The organism is Chryseobacterium fluminis, assembly GCF_026314945.1.
GTDB lineage: Bacteria > Bacteroidota > Bacteroidia > Flavobacteriales > Weeksellaceae > Chryseobacterium > Chryseobacterium fluminis.
Genome location: NZ_CP111121.1, coordinates 2,303,663 through 2,323,478, shown reverse-complemented (window position 1 = coordinate 2,323,478; position 19,816 = coordinate 2,303,663). Strand labels below are relative to the sequence as shown.

Sequence of the window (19,816 nt, the reverse complement as noted above, 5' to 3'; positions counted from 1 at the left end):
AGTATGAAGTTTGTGGCTCAACATGACAAGATGGATTGTGGTCCAGCTTGTTTGGCAATGATAGCAAGTGAGTATGATAGAATTTATCCTTTACAATATTTAAGAGACAATTCTTTTATAACTCGTGAGGGAGTATCCTTATTGGGGATATCAGAAGCCTCTGCAAAAATAGGATTAAATACACTTTCAGTTAAATCAACCCCAGAAAAATTATTTGAAAGAAAAGAACTTTTTCCATGTATTTTACACTGGAATCAAAATCATTTTGTTGTACTAAGAAAGATAACTGTAAATTTTTTCACTAGGAAGAAGCAATATCACTTGGCTGACCCTGCACATGGTTTTGTTGTTCTAAATGAAGAAAAATTTAAAGAGCATTGGATTTCAGATAATGATAAAGGTGTTGCACTATTTCTTGAACCTACAGAAGATTTTTATAAGTTAAATCCTCCTGTTAATAAGTATATAGGATTAAATTTTGTTTTAAAATACTTAACTCCATACAAAAAGCAATTAATTTTTATGTTTTTGCTTTTGCTTTTAGGTAGTTGCATTACTCTTACATTTCCCTTTTTAACCCAAGCCCTTATAGATAAAGGGGTTAGTGGAAAAGATTTAAATTTTATATCAATAATATTATTAGCACAATTGGCATTGTTTTTAGGAGTTATTACTTTTGAAATAATTAGAAATTGGCTGATGCTGTATGTTGGAACTAAGCTAAGCATTACCATCATTTCTGATTTTCTAAAAAAACTACTTCAATTACCTCTGAAATTTTTTGATACCAAAATGACAGGCGATTTTAATCAAAGAATACAGGATAATGAAAGAATTGAGCACTTTTTGACTTCACAAAGTCTGCTTACATTTTTTTCAATGATAACATTTATTGTCTTCTTTGGGGTTTTATGGTACTATAATTTATATGTTCTACTTGCTTATATATTACTAACTGTTGTATCATTGTTATGGTCTTTTTATTGGCTGAAAAAAAGAAAAATATCAGACTACTTTAAGTTTCAGGAAAAAAGTAAAAATACAGAATCCATTTATGAAATTATTGGAGGAGTTACAGAAATGAAGCTTAACCAATTTGAAGATTTTAAAAGAAAAGAATGGGAGGACATCCAAAATAGATTATTCAAAATCAATAGCAGGATATTGCGTATAGACCAATTTCAGATATCAGGCTTTGAGTTTATCAATCAATTAAAAAATATTGTAGTAACATTTTTAACAGCAATACTTGTAGTAAAAGGAAAAATGTCTTTAGGGGAATTATTAGGGGTATCTTACATAGTAGGTCAAATGAACTCTCCTGTAAACCAATTAGTCAGCTTTTTTCGTTCTCTTCAAGATGCAAGGCTAAGCTTAGAAAGGCTGAACGAAGTTCAAAACCATCCTATAGAGGAAGAGCCTGAACAAAGGAAGTTAGACTTTAAACCTGATAATGAAATAAAGCATGGTATTGAATTTAATAATGTAAGTTTCCAATATGAGGGTTTAAAATCTCCCTACGTACTAAAGGATATAAATTTATTTATTCCTGAAGGAAAGATTACAGCCATTGTTGGAGCAAGTGGTAGTGGAAAAACAACATTAATGAAGTTGTTACTAAAGTTTTATGAGGCATCACAAGGGGAAATTTTATATAATTCTATTGAAATAAATACGCTCTCTGCAAAAAGCATCAGAGAGAATTGTGGAGTTGTAATGCAGGATGGTTTTATTTTTTCTGATACCATAGAAAGAAATATTGCAACAGGAAATATAAATATTGATAAAAATAAACTTCAACAATCTGTTAAAATTGCCAATATAGGAAATTTTATTGAATCTCTACCATTAGGATATAATACCAAACTGGGAGCATCAGGTAATGGTATTTCAGGGGGGCAAAAACAAAGAATACTGATTGCGAGGGCAGTTTACAAAAATCCACATTATATTTTTTTTGATGAAGCCACTTCTGCTTTAGATGCTGATAATGAAAAAATAATACATGATAACTTACAGGATTTCTTCAAAGGAAAAACTGTAGTAATAATTGCTCATAGATTATCTACTGTCAAAAATGCAGACCAAATTATTGTATTAAAAAATGGTGAAATTGTTGAAAATGGAAATCATCAGGAATTAGTTCAAAATAAGGCAGATTATTTTCATTTAGTGAAAAATCAGTTGGAATTAGGAGATTAACTCCGCCATTAGAATGATTAGATTGGTTTGAAAGTAGTCTAAGTAGTAGCTCCTTAAAATGCATTTAACAGTCTGGTATTTAATATTCTAAAGACTACTTTATTTGTTTTTATTCGCGAGATTTTGTATCTTAAGTCTTTAAAACCTTGCAAATATGTTGGGGAAAATCCAGAAAAACAGCCAGAACTATTCCGCCCGATGTTGGTGGATTTTATTGATAATAAGCATGAACTTGTTTTGCTTTCAGAAAAAATTGATTGGAGCTATTTCGAAAAAGAATTTTCGCCATTGTATTCGAAAGTAGGCAATCCGAGCCATCCGATTCGGTTTATGGTAGGTTGTTTACTTCTAAAAACATCTATACAATTTAGGAGATGAAACCCTTGCCACAGCCTGGATCATGAATTCTTACATGCAGTATTTTTGTGGAAGAACTTCTTTGAACACGAGTTTCCGTGTGATCCGAGTAATTTTGTACATTTCAGAAAAAGGATTGGAGAAAAGGCATCGAAAAAATATTTGCTTATAGCGTAAGAATGCACGATACAAAGACCAATACCTCTAATTTTGTTTTATCAGACACTACCGTTCAGGAGAATAATACCATTTTCCCACCGATGCAAAATTGTGCAAAAAAGTGATTGATTATTGCAACAAAATTGCTGAAAATGAAGGGATAAAACAAAGACAACGTTACACAAGGGTAAGTAAACAAATGGTTCGTAACACGTATAATGGAAAACACCCCAAACGAGCAAAGCTGGCAAGAAAATCTGGGAGACAACTCAAAACCATTGCTATGGATAAGCAAATAAAAATTCCAGTATCAGTTAAGCTACATTTTGATAGATTTTGTTTTGATTGTTAAATTCTTCTATTGTTTGGTAATTCAGGGTGCTGTGACGTCTGTTTTTATTGTACCAGACTTCGACATATTCGAAAATTTCCAGCTCCATTTTTTCTTTTGTAACAAGCTTGTTTCCATAAATGAGTTCTGTTTTTAATGATTTGAAAAAGCTCTCTGCCACTGCAATATCCCAGCAATTTCCTTTGCGACTCATACTTCTTGTTAGTTCATAAAATTTCAAAGTATTTGTAAATTTCCTGCTCGCATATTGAATGCTCCGGTCAGAATGGAAAATTAATCCATCTGCTATTTTCCTATTTCTGACAGCCATTTTCCAGGCTGCAAGGCTTGTTTCTTCGGTGCTCATCCCATTACTCAAACTCCATCCGATTATTTTTCGGTCATATAAATCAATGACTGTTGTGAGGTATAAAAATCCTTCCTTGGTCTGAATATAAGTAATGTCTGAAACCCAAGCCTGCACAGGTTTCTCTGCAATGAAATTCCGGTTCAACAGGTTTTCTGAATCAGTTTCAAAAGTTGGGGAGAAAGATTAATAAATGTAATTTTACCAGATGTCAGCTGAGAAAGAATTATTAAAATTACTGTTATCGGAATATCTGGTTGAATAGTTCATGATCCATGATCCTTAATTAACTTGTTAAGCGCGCGCTCAAGCTTAAAACAAAAACCACCCTCAAAAAGGATGGTTTGTAGACCCACAGGGATTCGAACCCCGACTGACGGTACCAAAAACCGGAGTGCTACCGTTACACTATAGGTCTGTTTATTTTGGTGATACGAATTTACAGTTTTTTTTATTATTTACAAATACCTTGTTTAAAAAAGTGTAAAAAAAATTTGATCCGGCTGCTTTAAAACAGCAAAAAAAAACCATCCTCAAAAAGGATGGTTTGTAGACCCACAGGGATTCGAACCCCGAATGACGGTACCAAAAACCGGAGTGTTACCGTTACACTATAGGTCTGTTTTATTTTGGTGATGCAAATTTACAGCTTTTTTCATGATCTGCAAGAACTTTTTAAATTTTTTTTAAATTTACATTTCATTTTATTCACAGAAATTATGCAGATAGATTTCAATAATCTCAATATTAATAAATTATCATTCCGGACAGAATTTGAAAAAAAAATCAGAACTTTTCTTGAAGAATGGTTTTCACATTCCGGAAAGGTATGGGTGCAGACCTCCGGATCTACGGGAACACCCAAAGTCTTTGAAATCGAAAAAAAGAAAATGATCAGTTCTGCAGTGATGACCTGCCATTTTTTAGGGCTTAAAAGTGGGGATACCGCTTTGATCTGTCTTCCGGTAGAGTATATTTCCGGAAAAATGATGATCGTACGATCCGTGGAAAGAAAATTAAAATTAATGGTTACAGAACCTTCTCTGAAACCTCTTGAAAACCTTACGGAGCCTGTAGATTTCTGTGCCATGACGCCTTTGCAGGTGGAAAACTCATTAGATCAGCTTCATCTTGTCCGAAATTTGATTATCGGCGGAGCCGCAGTCTCTGAAAATTTAAAAACCAAAATTTACAGCAGGTTAACCACCATCAAGCCACTGCCGGCAATTAAAATATTCGAAACATATGGAATGTCGGAAACCTTATCCCACATCGGATTAAAACAGGTTTTTCCTGCTCCGGAAGATTACTTTACCGTTTTTGAGAATATTTCTATTTCAACCGATGAGAGAGGATGTCTCAGAATTTCTGCACCTGATCTGAATGCTGAAATACTTCAGACGAATGATCTGGTTGAAATTAAAAATGAAAATCAGTTCAGGTTTTTAGGACGGATCGATCATGTGATTAATTCCGGAGGAGCTAAAATATTTCCCGAGCAGCTGGAGGCGCTTGTAAAAAAAGAAATTCCTAACGAAGCTGTTTTCTTAGGGAAACCTGATGAAAGTTTAGGACAGAAACTTATATTGGTTATCGAAGGAAAAAAATCAGAAGCTCTCGTAAACAAAGTAGGATCCATACCGTTTGATAAAAGTTATCATAAGCCGAAAGAAATTATTTTTGTAGAAGAAATCCCCAGAACACCGAACGGCAAAGTAAACCGAATGGCATTAAGAAATTTAGTGTAAGTCGCTTATCTTTGTTCTGAAACTTATTATGTAACAAAAAATGGAAGATTTTTCAAAAGAGCTTACTTTTAAAACCTCCCGCAGCAGCGGAGCAGGAGGGCAGAACGTAAATAAGGTGGAAACTGCTGTTACCGTTCTGTGGAATGTGGAAAAGTCTGAGTTTTTTAATGATGACCAGAAATCTTTAATCACCAGTAAACTCAAGAACAGGATCAATGCCGACGGCTATTTATTCATGACGGTTTCAGAAAGCAGAACCCAGTTAATGAACAAAAATAAAGCTATTGAAAAAATTCAGGATATCGTAGCTCAGTCCCTTATTGTTCCTAAAAAAAGATACGCTACAAAACCGTCAAAGGCTCAGAAGCAGAAAAGGCTCGATACCAAAAAGAAGCTTTCCGATAAAAAAGAAAACAGGAAGTTCCGGTATTAAGAAACGATGCATGTTAAGTGGATTTCAACAGATCCTGTTTAGTAAGAGCTTCTTTTATCTGAAAAAACAGAATGACTTCTGCAATAAAATCTTATTTTTGCCGAAAATTTACACATGATTAAAAAACTAATAGTATTAGGATTATTTTCGGTATCGGCAGTAGCATCTGCCCAGCAAAAATTTTCAATTATTCCTTCCGTAGGATATGCCTGGAGAACTGCAGCAATGCCCGCAGGGATCAGCAATGACGAACGGAATTATATCAAAGGGCTGAAAAGCGGTCTCAATTTCGATGTTTCCGCCTATTACAATGTTAAAAATGTTGGAATCGGTTTAAAATATTCCAGTTATCATGCTTCCAGTGACGGAAGACTGAGTGTCACTGATCAGAATGGAAACAGGGTTTCAGCGAATGTGAGTACCGAGGATCAGATTACATTCTGGGGTCCCGCTTTAATGTATTCCAACTATAACGAAGAAACAAGACATAAGCTGTTGATGGATTTCGGAATAGGAATCATCTCTTATAAAACAGTGACCGGTCCTGTAACCGGGAAAGGAAATAATTTAGGGGCGGAAGTTAATGTTGCCTATCAGTATGCGGTTACTAAAAATATTCTTATCGGTCCAAAACTTGGATTAACAGGAGGAACATTATCAAAAATGACATTCAATAACCAGACGATTCACTTCAACGATGATCAAAAAGAAGGTTTACAAAGAGTTTCTTTAAGTGCAGCTGCTTCATTCCGTTTTTAAGTTTTATCTTTGCAAAAATTAAAAAAATATGAACAAGCCTATTACTGAATTCATAGAAAAATATTACCTGCACTTCAATGCAGCAGCATTGGTAGATGCTTCCAAAGGATACGTGGCCCATCTTAAGGAAGGCGGAAAAATGATGATTACACTGGCAGGGGCAATGTCTACTGCAGAGCTGGGGAAAATTCTTGCCGAGATGATCCGTCAGGATAAAGTGGATTTCATTTCCTGTACAGGAGCCAACCTTGAAGAAGACTTAATGAACCTGGTGGCCCATTCCCATTACGAAAGGGTTCCTCATTACAGAGATCTGACCGCTCAGGACGAGTGGGATCTCCTGGAAAGAGGGCTGAACAGGGTTACCGATACCTGTATCCCTGAAGAAGAGGCTTTCAGAAGATTACAGAAGCATATCGTAGAGATCTGGAAAGATGCGGAAGCCAAAGGAGAAAGGTATTTTCCTCACGAATTTATGTATAAAATGATTCTTTCAGGAGTTTTGGAGCAGTATTACGAAATTCCGAGAGAAAATTCATGGATGATCGCAGCCGCAGAAAAAAATCTGCCGATCGTAGTTCCGGGATGGGAAGATTCTACCATGGGTAATATCTTCGCGTCTTACTGTATCAAAGGTGAATTGAAGGCGACTACCATGAAATCGGGAATAGAGTATATGACGTATCTTGCCGATTGGTATACGAAAAATTCCGGTGGAAAAGGAGTAGGATTCTTCCAGATTGGCGGGGGAATCGCAGGAGATTTTCCGATCTGCGTGGTTCCGATGTTGTACCAGGATATGGAAATGCATGACATTCCGTTCTGGTCATATTTCTGTCAGATTTCAGATTCAACGACTTCTTACGGTTCATATTCCGGAGCGGTTCCGAATGAAAAAATTACATGGGGTAAACTGGATATCACGACACCGAAATTTATCGTTGAAAGTGATGCCACCATCTGTGCACCGCTGATGTTCTCTTATATTTTAGAAAATTAATAGGGCTTAAGACGGAAGTCAGAAGCTTAGATTCTTATAAACGCTCCATTATGGGGCGTTTTTTTTACTCTGGATTTAGATGTTCAGCCGTCATGCTTCTTAAGATCTTTTATGTTGTGAAGGAGCAGATATCGGTTATCGTAAAGAATAAGATCAGGGCGTGCCCTCTCCAATGCTCGATCCTCTCCTGAGGTCGGGCTCCTCCGGGCTCCACTTCGTTACGGTCCTGCTGTCGGACATCAGGACTGCAGGCTTCGCCCGCACCCTCCGGATCCCTCACGCAGAGATCAGTCCAGGGAATTCACCAGCACGAAATACCGATAGGCCAGAATTCCTTTCTGAAATTTGGTTAGTGTATGAGGATCTTTATCACTTAATTTTGGAAGTACCGCTTTGTTAAGCCTGTTCAAAAAGCTGAAAAATGATTTTTTCATAATAAATGGTTTATGCATGATGGTGAAGTCCAAAAATTGTGCAAGTTAGCACAGTACGTGCTGAACCGAGATAGAAATAGGTTTTTCGGCAGACTGGCCGATGTGCTGAAACGAAATTGCCCGTCAGAAGACAGGCAATCTCAGCACTAACAAAAATTAAATTCTATTATTTTCTGATCTACGGATTTCCGTACATATTGGATTCCCCGCCGTCGATTGCGATGATCTGTCCGGAAACATATCCGTTTTCGTCACTCAGCAGATAAGCAACCAGATTTCCCACATCGGTAGGATTACCTAATTTTCTCGTTGGGTTTCGGGATGCATATTCGTTTTCAGCAGCCTTAGGATCTTCAGGATTTACCTGTCTGAAAGCTTCTGCAACCATTGGGGTCAGAATGGCACCGGGAGCAATGGCATTGGTGAGAATATTATCCTTCCCGTATTCCAGGGCTGCGTTTTTTGTCATTCCGGCTACGGCATGCTTTGTAGCTACATAGGCAGTCTGGTTGATAACTCCGCGGATGCCTCCTACAGAAGCTACATTTACAATTCTTCCGCCTCTGTTTTTCTGTAACTCGGGAATTACGTATTTCATTCCGTAATACACCCCGAGAAGATTAATATCAATTACTTTTTTGAAAACATCAATGTCGTAGTCAATCATTGGGGCCTGCTTGCCTTCAATTCCTGCATTGTTGTAAAGACCGTCAACTTTTCCGAACACTTTTACCGTTTCATCCACATACTTTTTTACATGTTCTTCCACGGAAACATCCGCTGCAACAGTCACAAATTTAGTTTCCGGAAATTTTTTCTGTAACTCCTCTTTCGTTTTGTGTAAAGCCTCATCATTATAATCTACCAGGCTGAGATCGGCGCCTTTGGCGGCCAGAACTTCTGCTGCTGCCAATCCCAGCCCCATGGCTGCTCCGGTTACAATAATCACTTTTCCTTTTAAATTTGCCATAGTTTGTTAATTTAGTATGATAAAGTTAAAACATATAAACGGGACCTGTCTTGATGTATGGTAAGGAATGTGAGAAATGAGATCATACAGATGAATCTTCATCTGAAATATTTTACCAGACCCATTTATTTCTTACTTTTAAATGGTATTAATTTTTAGAAATGGACGAGATTTTTAAACAGCAGGTTTGGGAAATTACAAGATTAATCCCCAAAGGTAAAGTAACGAGCTACGGAGCTATTGCAAAAGCCGTAGGATACCCGAATCATGCCCGCCATGTCGGAAAAGCGATGGGAGGCTGCCCGGAAGATGTTCCTGCCCACCGTGTCATTTCAGGTTCAGGAACGTTATCTGTTCCCGAGTTCCGGAAAAAACTGGAGGCTGAAGGTATTGTAGTGGAAAATCTCAGAATTAAGAACTTTAAAAAAATATTTTGGGACCCTCTGAATGAGTTGTAGATTCAGCTTTCTGGAAATTCTCAGATTTCTGTTTTCACAGCTGTAAAATTTCCAATGATTCAGGTCAGATGACCGTTTATTTCTGGATTTTTACATCCGTCAGGAAATTTGATGCCTTAAAAAATCATTTCGGCAGAATAAGTACACGATTAACGCCTGGTATTAAGTTGATATTAGAAATTAAGATCACTTCAGTTTTAAAAACTTAGGTGATCTTTTATAAAGCAAGTGTAGAACTGATATAATTTAAGTGTTGGATCCAAAATAATAAAGACAGTACCCTATCCGGAATAAAACCGGTATAGATTGATTAATTACAGATAACATGATTCGATTTTCCTGATGAGGGTATATTGAAGTTCTTCCGAATTGAAAGGAAGATAAGATGTAAAAAAACCGGGATGATACATTCATCCCGATCTGTTGTTATTTTTTACTTTTTAATGTTTTTAACTCTTCATTCAGTCTGTCGATTTCCTGCTTTAACAGGGAAATATAGTCCTGAAGACTCTGAATAACAGACATTGAAATATTGTTAAATTGCGTCGTGATCCCTGATGATGAAGAGGCATTATCATTATATACCGGATGGTCATTATTAACAATAACTTTAGCTTCTTCTTCCTCGTAAATTTCCTCCAGGGGGAGGTTTAAAAAGTGGGCTATTTTCTCCCATTCATCTCTGATGATCTTGACATCACCACTTTCTTTTCTGCTGTAATTGGAAACGTCCGTAGCGATCACATCGGCGATCTGCTGCTGCGTATATCCCTTTCTTTTTCTGGCAATACGTAATTTTTCTTTTTGCATATCAGCGTTTTTTTACAAAAATATAAAAAAGAAACAGGTCTACAACCTGTGTACATAAAAAATGCAAAAAAGATACAAAAAAATTCTAAGTGGGGTGATATATCTGTTGTATACTTTTACCAAACGTAAAAAACAAAAAAATGAAATAGCAATTATCTATTGTAGGAATACTTTTCCTACTGGTTGTACAATCCTGTAACAACAATGAGGAGTTATCTGCCCAAAATGATCAGAACAAAAAAGCAACAGAAAACTATTTAACTTCCGATCTCAACACTTTATCAGGTTACATTAAAAATCAATTGATTATTGAAACCAAGATTAAGGATTTGCTGAATCAGGAAAAAGGTGCTAATTTTTCAATGATTCAAGCAGGGCTGGAAAAAGTGAAAACCATTGATGATCTTAAATTACTTTACAAAAATGCTAATGTTAAAAATATAGATCAGTTTATTGCGTTATATCAGGAACAGGAATCGAATGCAAACTTTTTTATTAAGAACAATTCGGAGTTCTATTCCAAGTATAGTAAAGAAGAAAGACATATGCTTGTCACAGAAGAAATTGATGCTCAGCTGAATCAGCTAGGGACTGTTCTTAAAGCAGATTGCCAGACTAAATTTGCAACGGCAAGCAGAAGATGTATGCGTAATTATGCAATGAGTATGACCGTGGCGGTTGTTGGTGGAGCAATATCATTTGGTGCCGGAGCGGTCCTTGCTGGTGCAGCAGCTACTGCAGTTATGATAGCCTGTAATGCCGATGCTGAAGCAGATTATCATACATGTATGCACGGATAACCTAGAAGCGAAACAGTGCTAGCTACTAGTACTGTTTCGATCTTAATTATAGAATTAAAAAACTACAAATAGAAAAACGTACCTTTAAATATGAAAAATGTATATATTTATATAATAATATTAGGAATACTTTTTATTGCTCCAATATTTGTTAAAGATGATACTTCCAGAATTATTTTTCAAATTATTTATTTTGCTGCTCTCATTGTTTTCTCAGTTTTAGCATGGAAGCAAAAAAGGAAGAATGAAATTATATCCTATGTTTTTTTAATGATATTAGGTGCTGTTCAGGCATTTGATAAAGACGACAAATATTTCTATATACAGCTCATTGTTCTGGTAGTATTCTTGATAGGTCTCATCTTACAATGGAAGAAAAACAACAAAAAAGAAACGGTGTAGATTATCTACACCGTTTCTCTTTATTTCTCCAGTTGTTTATAACTTCTTTGGATAAAGTCCGTAAGCTCTTTTCCTTTCAGTAAATTCTGTGAGAGTTTGGCAAGATCCAGAGCATATTTTATTAAACCCTGCTTTTCTTCAGTGTCCTCAGTTTTCAGAATCTGATTGGCCAATTCGCTGTTGGAGTTCACTACCAGGTTGTACATTTCAGGAAAACCGCCCATTCCGAACATTCCGCCGCCGCCTGTAGCCTGCATTTCTTTCATTCTTCTCATGAATTCAGGCTGGGTGATCGTAAAAGGAGCATCAGAACTGTCCAGATCTTCCAGCTGAACGGTGAATTTGGAATCACTGATCGTTTCTTCAACATTTTTTTTCAGCGACTCTTTTTCAGTGTCATTTAATTTTGAAATGACAGGTTCATCCTTTTTAATCAGATTATTCACATGATCCGCATCTACTCTTACAAAAGAAATTTTATCTTTTGATGTTTCCAGTTTCTGGATAACGTGAGAAATGATCGGAGAATCTAAAAGCAGAACTTCATACCCTTTATCTTTCGCCGATTGAATATAGCTGTGTTGCTCATCAGCATTTGATGCATAAAGAACGATCGTATTTCCGTCTTTATCGGTCTGGTTAGGCTTAATCTTTTCTTCCAGTTCGCTCCATAGGAAGTATTTTCCGTCAGTCGTCGGGTAAAGCGTAAATTTGTCTGATTTTTCAGCAAATTTTTCTTCAGTTACGATTCCATATTCAATCACAACTTTGATGTCATTCCATTTTTTCTCGTAATCTTCACGGTTTTCATTGATTAATGAAGACATTTTGTCGGCTACTTTTTTAGTGATATAGGAAGAAATTTTCTTCACCGCACCATCAGCCTGCAAATAAGAACGGGATACATTCAAAGGAATATCCGGAGAGTCAATGACACCGCGAAGCAGCATTAAGAAGTCAGGAACGATTCCCTTCACTTCATCAGTTACAAAAACCTGATTCTGGTATAACTGTATTTTATCTTTATCAATATTTAAGCTGTTGTTCAGTTTCGGGAAGAATAGAACTCCGGTTAAATTGAACGGATAATCTACATTAAGGTGAATATTGAATAAAGGCTCTTCAAACTGCATAGGATACAGTTCGTGGTAGAATTTCATATAATCCTCACTGGTCAGTTCGCTGGGAGCAATCGTCCATGCCGGAGTAGGGTTGTTGATGATGTTGTCTACCTCTTCAGTCTCTGCGACAGCATCTTCGGGAGCATCTTCAGGTAAAGGAAGCGTATGGGTTTTTGTTCCGAATTTAATAGGAACAGGCATGAATTTATTATATTTCAGCAATAACTCACGGATCCTTCCTTCTTCTAAGAACTCAGTAGAATCTTCTGCAATGTGAAGGATAATTTCAGTTCCCCTTTCGGTCTTATCCGATGTTTCTTCCAACGTAAATTCAGGACTTCCGTCGCAGATCCAGCGGACTGCCGGCTCCTCTTTGTACGATTTTGTTACGATCTCAACTTTTTCAGCCACCATGAATGCCGAATAAAATCCTAGACCGAAGTGGCCTATAATTCCCGAATCTTTAGCAGAATCCTTGTATTTTTCCAGAAATTCTTCAGCCCCTGAAAAAGCGACCTGGTTGATATATTTTTCAACCTCTTCAGCCGTCATTCCGATTCCCTGATCAATAATATGAAGGGTTTTGTTCTCTTTATCAATTTTTACTTCAAGCTTTGGATTTCCGTAATCTACCTTAGCCTCTCCGATACTTGTTAAGTGCTTTAGTTTTAAGGTAGCATCCGTTGCATTGGATATCAGTTCTCTCAGGAATATTTCATGGTCACTGTAAAGAAATTTTTTGATAAGCGGGAAAATATTTTCCACTGATACGTTAATATTTCCTTTAGTCATAATAATTTTTGTTTTTAATTTCCTACCATTAACTCAAAAAAAATACCGTTTGACGAAAAGTGACATTTTGACATTTTTTGGTGGACACAGGAAATTCAAGCAGAAAATTCTGCATTTGGTTTTGTTTGAAGTAATACCTGAATGGAGAAAGTTGCCCCCCAAGCGTGCCATGTAATATTGATCTTTCAGTCTCATCTTCAGGCAAAAAACACGACTGCATTACAAATTTGTCAATGAAATGCCTTACTTTTAAGCCCTAAATTATTTAATAATGAAGTTGAAATGTACAGTATTTATTCTGCTCATCATGACGTGTTTTATGGATGCACAGAAAAAGCCTTTAGACCATTCTGTTTACGACAGCTGGCAAAATATAGGGGCCAGGAAAATCTCAAATGACGGGAAATGGATTGCTTACGCAGTGGATGTTCAGGAGGGAAATTCCGATCTTTTTTTATATTCGGTAAAGAGTAAAAACTCCAGAAAGTTTCCGAGAGCGGCGAAAATGGAATTTACCCACGATTCCAGGTTTGGCATTTTTCAGATCCGCCCATTATACAAAGATATAAAAGCGGTAAAGGATAAAAAACTGAAACAGAATAAACTCACAAAAGACAGCCTGGCGATCGTGGATTTTTTGAGTGGCAGGACAGAAAAAATTCCTAATGTCAAAGGTTTTAAAATTCCTGAGAAAGGAGGTTCCTATGTTGCCTATCTTCTGGAAAATCTAAAAGATAAATCTTCTGTTGATTCTTCTGATAAAGATGGAGACGGAAAGGCAGAAGATGATAAAAATGCCAAACCCTTACAGTTGGTAATACGGAATCTGATCACTGGGAAGAGTACGGTTTGGGAAAATGTATCCCGCTATGAATTCAGTAAGAACGGGAAGCAACTCGTTTTTGTCACTAAGAAGCCTGAAGAGAAAAATAAGGATACAAAAGAAAAGAAGGATTCAGCAGATGATAAAACTGCGGATAAAAAGGCTGTTGACCCATCAAAGCCTAAAAAATATCCGCTTGAGTCGGTACAGGTAGTCAACCTGCAGACAGGTGCCGTTAATAAAATTTCGGAAATGGAGGGTGATTTTTTACAGCTGTCTTTTGATGAAGAAGGTAATCAGCTTGCATTTGTAGGAACTTCTTCTGCGCAGAATGATCTGGTGAAAGAGTATCAGTTGTATTATTTTAATTTTAAAACTGATAAAAAGCAAACGGTAGCCGGTGACCATGCGGCAATGAAAAAAAATTGGGTCATTTCCGAAAACCGTTTACCTGTATTCAGCAAGAACGGGAAACAGCTGTATTTTGGTGTGGCTCCCAAACCTGTTGCAAAAGATACGGCGATGATTGCAAACGATCATGCCGTTGTAGATATCTGGAATTATAAAGATGATTATCTGCAGACCGTACAGTTGAAAGAACTGAAAAATGATCTGAAAAAATCCTATGCAGCAGTAATGCAGACAGAAAAGCCGGATTTCTTCAGAAATATTGAGGGCGAAGATCTGGATACTTTACGATTGGTAAACGATGGAAATGCTGAATTTACGCTGGGGATTACCAGTTTACATAACCGGATCTCCTCGCAGTGGGAAGGCTCGGTGAAGAAAACCTATTACCTTATTGATCATAAAACAGGAGAAAGGACAGAGATCATACGGAATCTGAATGGTTCGGTAACGGTCTCCCCGTTAGGTAAATTCGCGGTGATTTTTGACAGGGAAAAAGGAAAATGGTTCAGCTATAACGTGAAAACACAACAGACCCTTCCTCTTAATACAGAAGTACCGTTTTCTTTCGTGGACGAGGAATTTGATATGCCCGACTTTCCGGATCCTTATGGAATCGCATCCTGGACGGATAACGATGAATCTGTCATTATTAAAGACCGGTTTGATCTTTGGGAGTTTTTCCTGAACGGCTCAAAAAAACCAAGAAATATAACGAACGGATTCGGACGTAAAAATAAAATAACATTTGATACCTACGATCTGGATAAAGATGTTAAAAGTATAAACCGGAAAACTTCTCTTTATCTGTCAGCCTTTGATAATACGACCAAAGCAAACGGAATTTTTAAAACCTCAGTTCATTCGAAAGAGGATCCCAAAAAAATTCAGATGGAAAATGTCTGGGGATACCGGAGTCTTCAGAAAGCAAAAAATGCGGAAGAATATATTTTGGTTAAAGAATCCTATACTGCTTCTCCGAATATTTTTACAACATCAGATTTCTCCCGTCAGGATAAGCTAAGCAATACCAATCCGCAACAAAATCATTATAATTGGGGAACCAATGAGTTGATAAACTGGACAACGCCAAAAGGAAATTCGTCCACAGGAGTTTTATACAAGCCGGAAAATTTTAATCCTGACAAAAAATATCCGATGATCGTTTATTTCTACGAAAAACTTTCTGATAATCTGAACAGGTATGTAGCTCCGGCCCCCACGCCCTCACGATTAAATATTTCTTACTTTGTGAGTAACGGATACCTGGTTTTCACACCGGATATTTCCTATACCGACGGCCTTCCCGGGGAATCGGCAATGGAGTATATTAATTCGGGTGTAGAAAAGCTGAAACAGAATACATGGGTAGATGGTGCCAAAATAGGAATTCAGGGACAAAGCTGGGGTGGTTATCAGGTAGCCTATCTTATTGCTCATACCGATATGTATGCCGCTGCGTGGAGTGGAGCTCCGGTCGTAAATATGACTTCTGCATACGGAGGAATCAGATGGACTTCGGGGATGAACCGACAGTTTCAGTATGAAAAGTCGCAGAGCAGGTTAGGGAAAAACCTGTGGGAAGCACCGGATCTGTATATTAAGAATTCACCGCTGTTTATGATCGATAAAGTAAAAACTCCGGTTGTTATTATGAGTAATGATAAGGATGGGGCAGTGCCATGGTATCAGGGTATTGAAATGTTTACCGCACTGCGCCGTCTCGGGAAACCGGCCTGGCTTCTGAATTATAACGGGGATGATCACAACCTGATGAAGCGCCAGAACAGAAAAGATATACAGATCCGGGAACAGCAGTTCTTTGATTATTATCTTAAAGGTGCTAAAGCTCCGGCCTGGATGACCAGAGGGGTTCCTGCCACACAGAAGGGAATAGACTGGGGTTTTGAGCTAACGGATGACCAACCTTAGTGAAAAACAAAAATCGGCGAAGCTTAGCTTCGCCGATTCTGTTAATATGTTTCAAATATTATTGCTTTTTATTAGCAATGGCATCCTTGATTTTGTTTTCCAATTCTTCAGAAAGTTCAGGATTGTCTTTTAACACATCTTTTACCGCATCACGTCCCTGTCCGAGCTTTGTCTCTTCATAGCTGAACCATGAGCCGCTTTTCTTAACAATTGCCTGCTCTACAGCCTGATCAAGAATTTCTCCTGTCTTAGACACGCCTTCTCCGTACATAATGTCGAATTCTGCCTGTTTGAAAGGTGGGGCTACTTTGTTTTTTACAATTTTCACTTTTACACGGCTTCCTACAGCTTCATCTCCGTTTTTAATAGGAGCACTTGCTTTTCTGATGTCTACTCTTACAGAAGCGTAGAACTTCAGCGCATTACCTCCGGTTGTCGTTTCAGGGTTTCCAAACATAACTCCGATTTTCTCTCTCAACTGGTTGATGAAGATAACCGTACATTTGGTTCTGGAAATCGTAGCCGTCAGTTTTCTCAATGCCTGTGACATCAGTCTTGCGTGAAGACCCATCTTAGAGTCTCCCATTTCGCCTTCAATCTCCGCTTTTGGGGTAAGGGCAGCTACAGAGTCAATAACAACAATGTCGATAGCCCCTGAACGGATCAGGTTGTCGGCAATTTCCAGTGCCTGTTCACCGTTATCCGGCTGAGAAATAATAAGGTTTTCCAAATCGATTCCCAGTTTCCCTGCATAGCCTCTGTCGAAAGCATGTTCTGCATCGATGAATGCAGCAATACCTCCCGCTTTTTGAGCTTCTGCGATTGCGTGAAGTGTTAAAGTGGTTTTCCCTGAAGATTCAGGGCCGTAGATTTCGATAATTCTGCCTCTGGGATATCCACCCACTCCAAGAGCGATGTCCAATCCTAAAGATCCGGAAGGAATAACTTCAATGGTATTGTCTACAGCGTCATCCCCTAAAGTCATTACTGTTCCTTTTCCGTATGTTTTATCTAGCTTGTCAAGCACCAGTGCCAGTGCTTTTTTCTTATCATCAGTATTACTCATCTGTCTTTTAAATAATTAATCAAATTTACAAAAATTTACACTTAAAAACTAATATTATTTGCTTTTAAGAGCTGATTTTATAGTTAAAAAATGATAAAATTTTCGGTGAGATCGCATTAGCGGACAAAGCTGTGACAGATGTACTTAAATGCCATTATTATAGCTGTGAATGACGATCAGGGCAATGCCCTTTCCATGCGGCTTCGCTTAATTATATATCTGTTTTAGGATATGTTCTAGAATAGAGTTCTTTTGCCAGTGGATGGGGAAGTTATCCTTTTTCGGGTTTGGAAAACTAATGAAAATTTGAATTCTTTGTGATGCTGAGATAATCTCCCAGAACTTTCATCTGGTCTTTATTTCCCTTCCGGATTCTGGCCTCACGGCTCACCAGGCGATCATACACTTTATTAATGAGCCACTTTGTTTTCGGAAAAAGCTTTTTGTTTTTCACATCCGGGATCTGCAGTCTCCGGCAGACTTCATCGTCCAGCAGATACCATGTACAGCACAGGTGCAGGTACCTTAAATTTTTTCTCTGAAAAGAATATTTTAAAATAGGGTTTTCCAAAGATTCATTCAGGAGAGAATGTGCAAGTAAAACAGAATCTTTATCTGACGAAGGCTGTACAGAAGTCCACAAATAAAAATATTCTGTAGCCTGTTTTTTATCGTTAGGCAGTAAATTTTGAGGAATTCCCAAAAGATATCCTACATACTTCCAGAGATGGAAAAGCCCTTTTTCTTCTTCTATGGAAAAAGTATTTCCCAGTTTTTTCAGACTGTGAAGAAAAACCAGACTGAAGCCTATATAAGTAGCCATCATATCCCATGAATTGATAGGTTCGCCCCAGTTTTCGGTATCCCAGTCTTTATAATGTTTCTTGATGGAAAGTCTTGCATAAGAATGGATCAGACGGGTCTTTATGGCGAATTCATAACCTTTCTTATGGATTTCCAGGGCATCGTACCTTGTCACGTTAACCCAAAAGTCCAGTGTTTCGGAAAGCCTTTTCACGGCTCCTTTCTTCAGTGCTTCGGTGACAATAAGAGGTTTGTTGAGGTAGGCGTAATCATAACCTCCCATCAGGCAGTAATCCCGGAGCGAAATTAAAGAGTCAAGGTTACTCCTCATGCATAATTCTGCCCCACTTTTTAAAAGACCGTAATCCAGCCAGTCGGGAACATGCTGAGTCTGTAAAAAGAGATTTTTTACACTGTCCCAGACCTCATCGTCTTCCCGGACACCATTTCGGATATAATTTTCGATTTCTCTTGAAGCTTCCGCATATTTTTTGTTGAAATATACATCTTTCACAACCTCATCACCCACCTGATCGATGTGATAAAAATAGGGTGAGAATTTTTCAAAGTCATTAAAATTCACCTGTGCACCCGAAAACTCAATCAGATGTCTTCCGTTGCCTTTTGTCCAGAAATCTCTAAAATGCTGTGAATCCTTAAAACGTGGCTGTAAACTGGCTCTTTCCATTATAGATAAAAATACAAGTTTTGAGCCGAAATTCCGCTGTGAGATTTATCAGTTTAATTTTAACCGTAGTCCAGGATCACCATTATGATGTCATCCCGATTTTAATAAAATATTTACTGTATCAAAGTCAGGATGATGATTATATCAGTCCGTTTTCAAAAGCCTTTTTAAGAAGTTCTTTGCTGTTTCTGGACCTGGTCTTTCTCAGAATGTTTTTCCGGTGTGTACGTACCGTATGTTCTGATAAAATAAGCATTTTCGCTATTTCAGGTCCTGAATATCCTTTGGCAATCAATGATAGAATTTCAGTTTCCCGGTTGGAAAGGTTTTCCATCAGTTCATCATCAAGGGTACGGTCGAGCTTAACCTGGTGAAAATCTTTTCTGTGCCCTATCCCTGATATCAGAACGGTACGGGGATTTTCCTTGGTAATATGGTTAATATTGGTATGAATATTTATAGACTGTATCAGTTGTCCGTTTTCATCTTCCATGGTCGGAATAGCCTGATGATGAAATAATTCATATTTTCCACCGGCTGTTTTCATTCGGAAACAGTAACTTGATTTTGTATACAGCTGATGCTGTAAGCCTATTTCCATCATTTTTTGGATAACGGTCTGTTCGGCTTTCATGACAAATTCAATATCATCCGGGTGGGTAAGATCAATCACTTCTTTCAGGTTTTCAGGATATTTTTTTAAACCATGCAGTTTTAAAATATTTTCATGATGATAAGACAGGGTACTGTTGGTAAGATTGAGAACATAATAGTAATATTCACCAATCGCGAACATTTCACCGATGATACGTTCAATAGGAGGGATACTAAGATCTTTTTTTCCGTTTTGCCGGACGCCGGGATAGGTGTCCCAGACTTCTATCAAAGGATGTTTCTTCTCTACATCTTTCATTAAACTTGTTTTGACGTTAAAAGTAGCAAAATTAACCAG

The 19,816-nt window shown here is 37.6% G+C and carries 17 protein-coding genes and 2 tRNA genes; 9 read left to right on the top strand and 10 right to left on the bottom strand.

Annotated elements, in window-relative coordinates:
• The first annotated feature begins 3 nt into the window (after positions 1 to 3).
• Positions 4 to 2,202: a peptidase domain-containing ABC transporter gene (locus tag ODZ84_RS10575; RefSeq protein WP_266177027.1), complete on the top strand. Its 2,199-nt coding sequence runs from the start codon at positions 4 to 6 to the stop codon at positions 2,200 to 2,202.
• Positions 2,203 to 3,032: 830 nt separating this feature from the next.
• Here ODZ84_RS10575 and ODZ84_RS10570 read toward each other — a convergent pair.
• The 3 genes from ODZ84_RS10570 to ODZ84_RS10560 all read right to left on the bottom strand — a co-directional run bounded on the left by ODZ84_RS10570 (position 3,033) and on the right by ODZ84_RS10560 (position 4,037).
• Positions 3,033 to 3,563 (bottom strand): IS3 family transposase, encoded by a 531-nt coding sequence (locus tag ODZ84_RS10570; protein WP_266177026.1) that lies wholly within the window; start codon positions 3,561 to 3,563, stop codon positions 3,033 to 3,035.
• Between the two features lie 200 nt (positions 3,564 to 3,763).
• Positions 3,764 to 3,834 (bottom strand) — tRNA-Gln (locus tag ODZ84_RS10565).
• A gap of 132 nt (positions 3,835 to 3,966) precedes the next feature.
• Positions 3,967 to 4,037: transfer RNA gene (locus ODZ84_RS10560), tRNA-Gln, on the bottom strand.
• A gap of 98 nt (positions 4,038 to 4,135) precedes the next feature.
• Between ODZ84_RS10560 and ODZ84_RS10555 the strand changes: the two genes are divergently transcribed.
• From ODZ84_RS10555 to ODZ84_RS10540, 4 genes are all read left to right on the top strand, one after another.
• Positions 4,136 to 5,164 carry an AMP-binding protein gene (locus ODZ84_RS10555; RefSeq protein WP_266177024.1) on the top strand — a complete coding sequence of 343 codons (1,029 nt, stop codon included), beginning with the start codon at positions 4,136 to 4,138 and terminating at the stop codon, positions 5,162 to 5,164.
• 40 nt (positions 5,165 to 5,204) lie between these two features.
• Entirely contained in the window at positions 5,205 to 5,597 is a 393-nt protein-coding gene (gene arfB / locus ODZ84_RS10550; RefSeq protein ID WP_266177022.1) for an alternative ribosome rescue aminoacyl-tRNA hydrolase ArfB, read from the top strand.
• Positions 5,598 to 5,711: 114 nt separating this feature from the next.
• Positions 5,712 to 6,356 (top strand): autotransporter domain-containing protein, encoded by a 645-nt coding sequence (locus tag ODZ84_RS10545; RefSeq protein WP_266177020.1) that lies wholly within the window; start codon positions 5,712 to 5,714, stop codon positions 6,354 to 6,356.
• 28 nt (positions 6,357 to 6,384) lie between these two features.
• Positions 6,385 to 7,356, top strand: a complete 972-nt coding sequence (locus tag ODZ84_RS10540) for a deoxyhypusine synthase family protein (protein ID WP_089790020.1) — start codon at positions 6,385 to 6,387, stop codon at positions 7,354 to 7,356.
• 287 nt (positions 7,357 to 7,643) lie between these two features.
• On the opposite strand, the gene ODZ84_RS10535 is transcribed toward ODZ84_RS10540, so the two are convergent.
• On the bottom strand, positions 7,644 to 7,790 hold the full coding sequence (locus ODZ84_RS10535) for a hypothetical protein (RefSeq protein WP_266177018.1): 147 nt from the start codon (positions 7,788 to 7,790) through the stop codon (positions 7,644 to 7,646).
• A gap of 178 nt (positions 7,791 to 7,968) precedes the next feature.
• A complete protein-coding gene (locus ODZ84_RS10530) occupies positions 7,969 to 8,760 on the bottom strand; it encodes a glucose 1-dehydrogenase (protein ID WP_266177017.1) in 792 nt (263 codons plus the stop codon).
• A gap of 161 nt (positions 8,761 to 8,921) precedes the next feature.
• Here ODZ84_RS10530 and ODZ84_RS10525 point away from each other — a divergent pair, with 161 nt between their 5' ends.
• Entirely contained in the window at positions 8,922 to 9,218 is a 297-nt protein-coding gene (locus ODZ84_RS10525; RefSeq protein WP_266177016.1) for an MGMT family protein, read from the top strand.
• 426 nt (positions 9,219 to 9,644) lie between these two features.
• Here the strand turns inward: ODZ84_RS10525 and ODZ84_RS10520 are convergent, their stop codons facing one another.
• The gene (locus ODZ84_RS10520; protein WP_266177015.1) at positions 9,645 to 10,028 is read right to left on the bottom strand and encodes a helix-turn-helix transcriptional regulator; all 384 of its coding nucleotides are present in this window, start codon (positions 10,026 to 10,028) and stop codon (positions 9,645 to 9,647) included.
• A 302-nt stretch (positions 10,029 to 10,330) separates the two neighbouring features.
• Here ODZ84_RS10520 and ODZ84_RS10515 point away from each other — a divergent pair, with 302 nt between their 5' ends.
• Both ODZ84_RS10515 and ODZ84_RS10510 read left to right on the top strand, forming a co-directional pair.
• Entirely contained in the window at positions 10,331 to 10,828 is a 498-nt protein-coding gene (locus tag ODZ84_RS10515) for a hypothetical protein (protein ID WP_266177014.1), read from the top strand.
• Positions 10,829 to 10,918: 90 nt separating this feature from the next.
• The gene (locus ODZ84_RS10510; protein ID WP_266177012.1) at positions 10,919 to 11,230 is read left to right on the top strand and encodes a hypothetical protein; all 312 of its coding nucleotides are present in this window, start codon (positions 10,919 to 10,921) and stop codon (positions 11,228 to 11,230) included.
• 20 nt (positions 11,231 to 11,250) lie between these two features.
• On the opposite strand, the gene htpG is transcribed toward ODZ84_RS10510, so the two are convergent.
• Positions 11,251 to 13,143 carry a molecular chaperone HtpG gene (gene htpG / locus ODZ84_RS10505; RefSeq protein ID WP_266177011.1) on the bottom strand — a complete coding sequence of 631 codons (1,893 nt, stop codon included), beginning with the start codon at positions 13,141 to 13,143 and terminating at the stop codon, positions 11,251 to 11,253.
• A 271-nt stretch (positions 13,144 to 13,414) separates the two neighbouring features.
• Between htpG and ODZ84_RS10500 the strand changes: the two genes are divergently transcribed.
• A complete protein-coding gene (locus tag ODZ84_RS10500; protein ID WP_266177010.1) occupies positions 13,415 to 16,306 on the top strand; it encodes an alpha/beta hydrolase family protein in 2,892 nt (963 codons plus the stop codon).
• Between the two features lie 58 nt (positions 16,307 to 16,364).
• On the opposite strand, the gene recA is transcribed toward ODZ84_RS10500, so the two are convergent.
• The 3 genes from recA to ODZ84_RS10485 form a co-directional block, all read right to left on the bottom strand.
• The gene (gene recA / locus ODZ84_RS10495) at positions 16,365 to 17,372 is read right to left on the bottom strand and encodes a recombinase RecA (RefSeq protein ID WP_266177009.1); all 1,008 of its coding nucleotides are present in this window, start codon (positions 17,370 to 17,372) and stop codon (positions 16,365 to 16,367) included.
• A 295-nt stretch (positions 17,373 to 17,667) separates the two neighbouring features.
• Positions 17,668 to 18,864, bottom strand: coding sequence for an oxygenase MpaB family protein (locus ODZ84_RS10490; protein ID WP_266177008.1), 1,197 nt, complete (start codon positions 18,862 to 18,864; stop codon positions 17,668 to 17,670).
• Positions 18,865 to 19,003: 139 nt separating this feature from the next.
• On the bottom strand, positions 19,004 to 19,777 hold the full coding sequence (locus ODZ84_RS10485) for a response regulator transcription factor (RefSeq protein WP_266177007.1): 774 nt from the start codon (positions 19,775 to 19,777) through the stop codon (positions 19,004 to 19,006).
• Between the last annotated feature and the right edge of the window lie 39 nt (positions 19,778 to 19,816).

Coding starts and splice junctions, on each gene's coding strand:
- ODZ84_RS10540 (WP_089790020.1), top strand. CDS start 6,385: ATGAACAAGCCTATTACTGAATTCATAGAAAAATATTACCTGCACTTC.
- ODZ84_RS10500 (WP_266177010.1), top strand. CDS start 13,415: ATGAAGTTGAAATGTACAGTATTTATTCTGCTCATCATGACGTGTTTT.
- ODZ84_RS10555 (WP_266177024.1), top strand. CDS start 4,136: ATGCAGATAGATTTCAATAATCTCAATATTAATAAATTATCATTCCGG.
- htpG (WP_266177011.1), bottom strand. CDS start 13,143: ATGACTAAAGGAAATATTAACGTATCAGTGGAAAATATTTTCCCGCTT.
- ODZ84_RS10545 (WP_266177020.1), top strand. CDS start 5,712: ATGATTAAAAAACTAATAGTATTAGGATTATTTTCGGTATCGGCAGTA.
- ODZ84_RS10490 (WP_266177008.1), bottom strand. CDS start 18,864: ATGGAAAGAGCCAGTTTACAGCCACGTTTTAAGGATTCACAGCATTTT.
- ODZ84_RS10535 (WP_266177018.1), bottom strand. CDS start 7,790: ATGAAAAAATCATTTTTCAGCTTTTTGAACAGGCTTAACAAAGCGGTA.
- ODZ84_RS10520 (WP_266177015.1), bottom strand. CDS start 10,028: ATGCAAAAAGAAAAATTACGTATTGCCAGAAAAAGAAAGGGATATACG.
- ODZ84_RS10530 (WP_266177017.1), bottom strand. CDS start 8,760: ATGGCAAATTTAAAAGGAAAAGTGATTATTGTAACCGGAGCAGCCATG.
- ODZ84_RS10510 (WP_266177012.1), top strand. CDS start 10,919: ATGAAAAATGTATATATTTATATAATAATATTAGGAATACTTTTTATT.
- ODZ84_RS10525 (WP_266177016.1), top strand. CDS start 8,922: ATGGACGAGATTTTTAAACAGCAGGTTTGGGAAATTACAAGATTAATC.
- ODZ84_RS10485 (WP_266177007.1), bottom strand. CDS start 19,777: ATGAAAGATGTAGAGAAGAAACATCCTTTGATAGAAGTCTGGGACACC.
- recA (WP_266177009.1), bottom strand. CDS start 17,372: ATGAGTAATACTGATGATAAGAAAAAAGCACTGGCACTGGTGCTTGAC.
- ODZ84_RS10575 (WP_266177027.1), top strand. CDS start 4: ATGAAGTTTGTGGCTCAACATGACAAGATGGATTGTGGTCCAGCTTGT.
- arfB (WP_266177022.1), top strand. CDS start 5,205: ATGGAAGATTTTTCAAAAGAGCTTACTTTTAAAACCTCCCGCAGCAGC.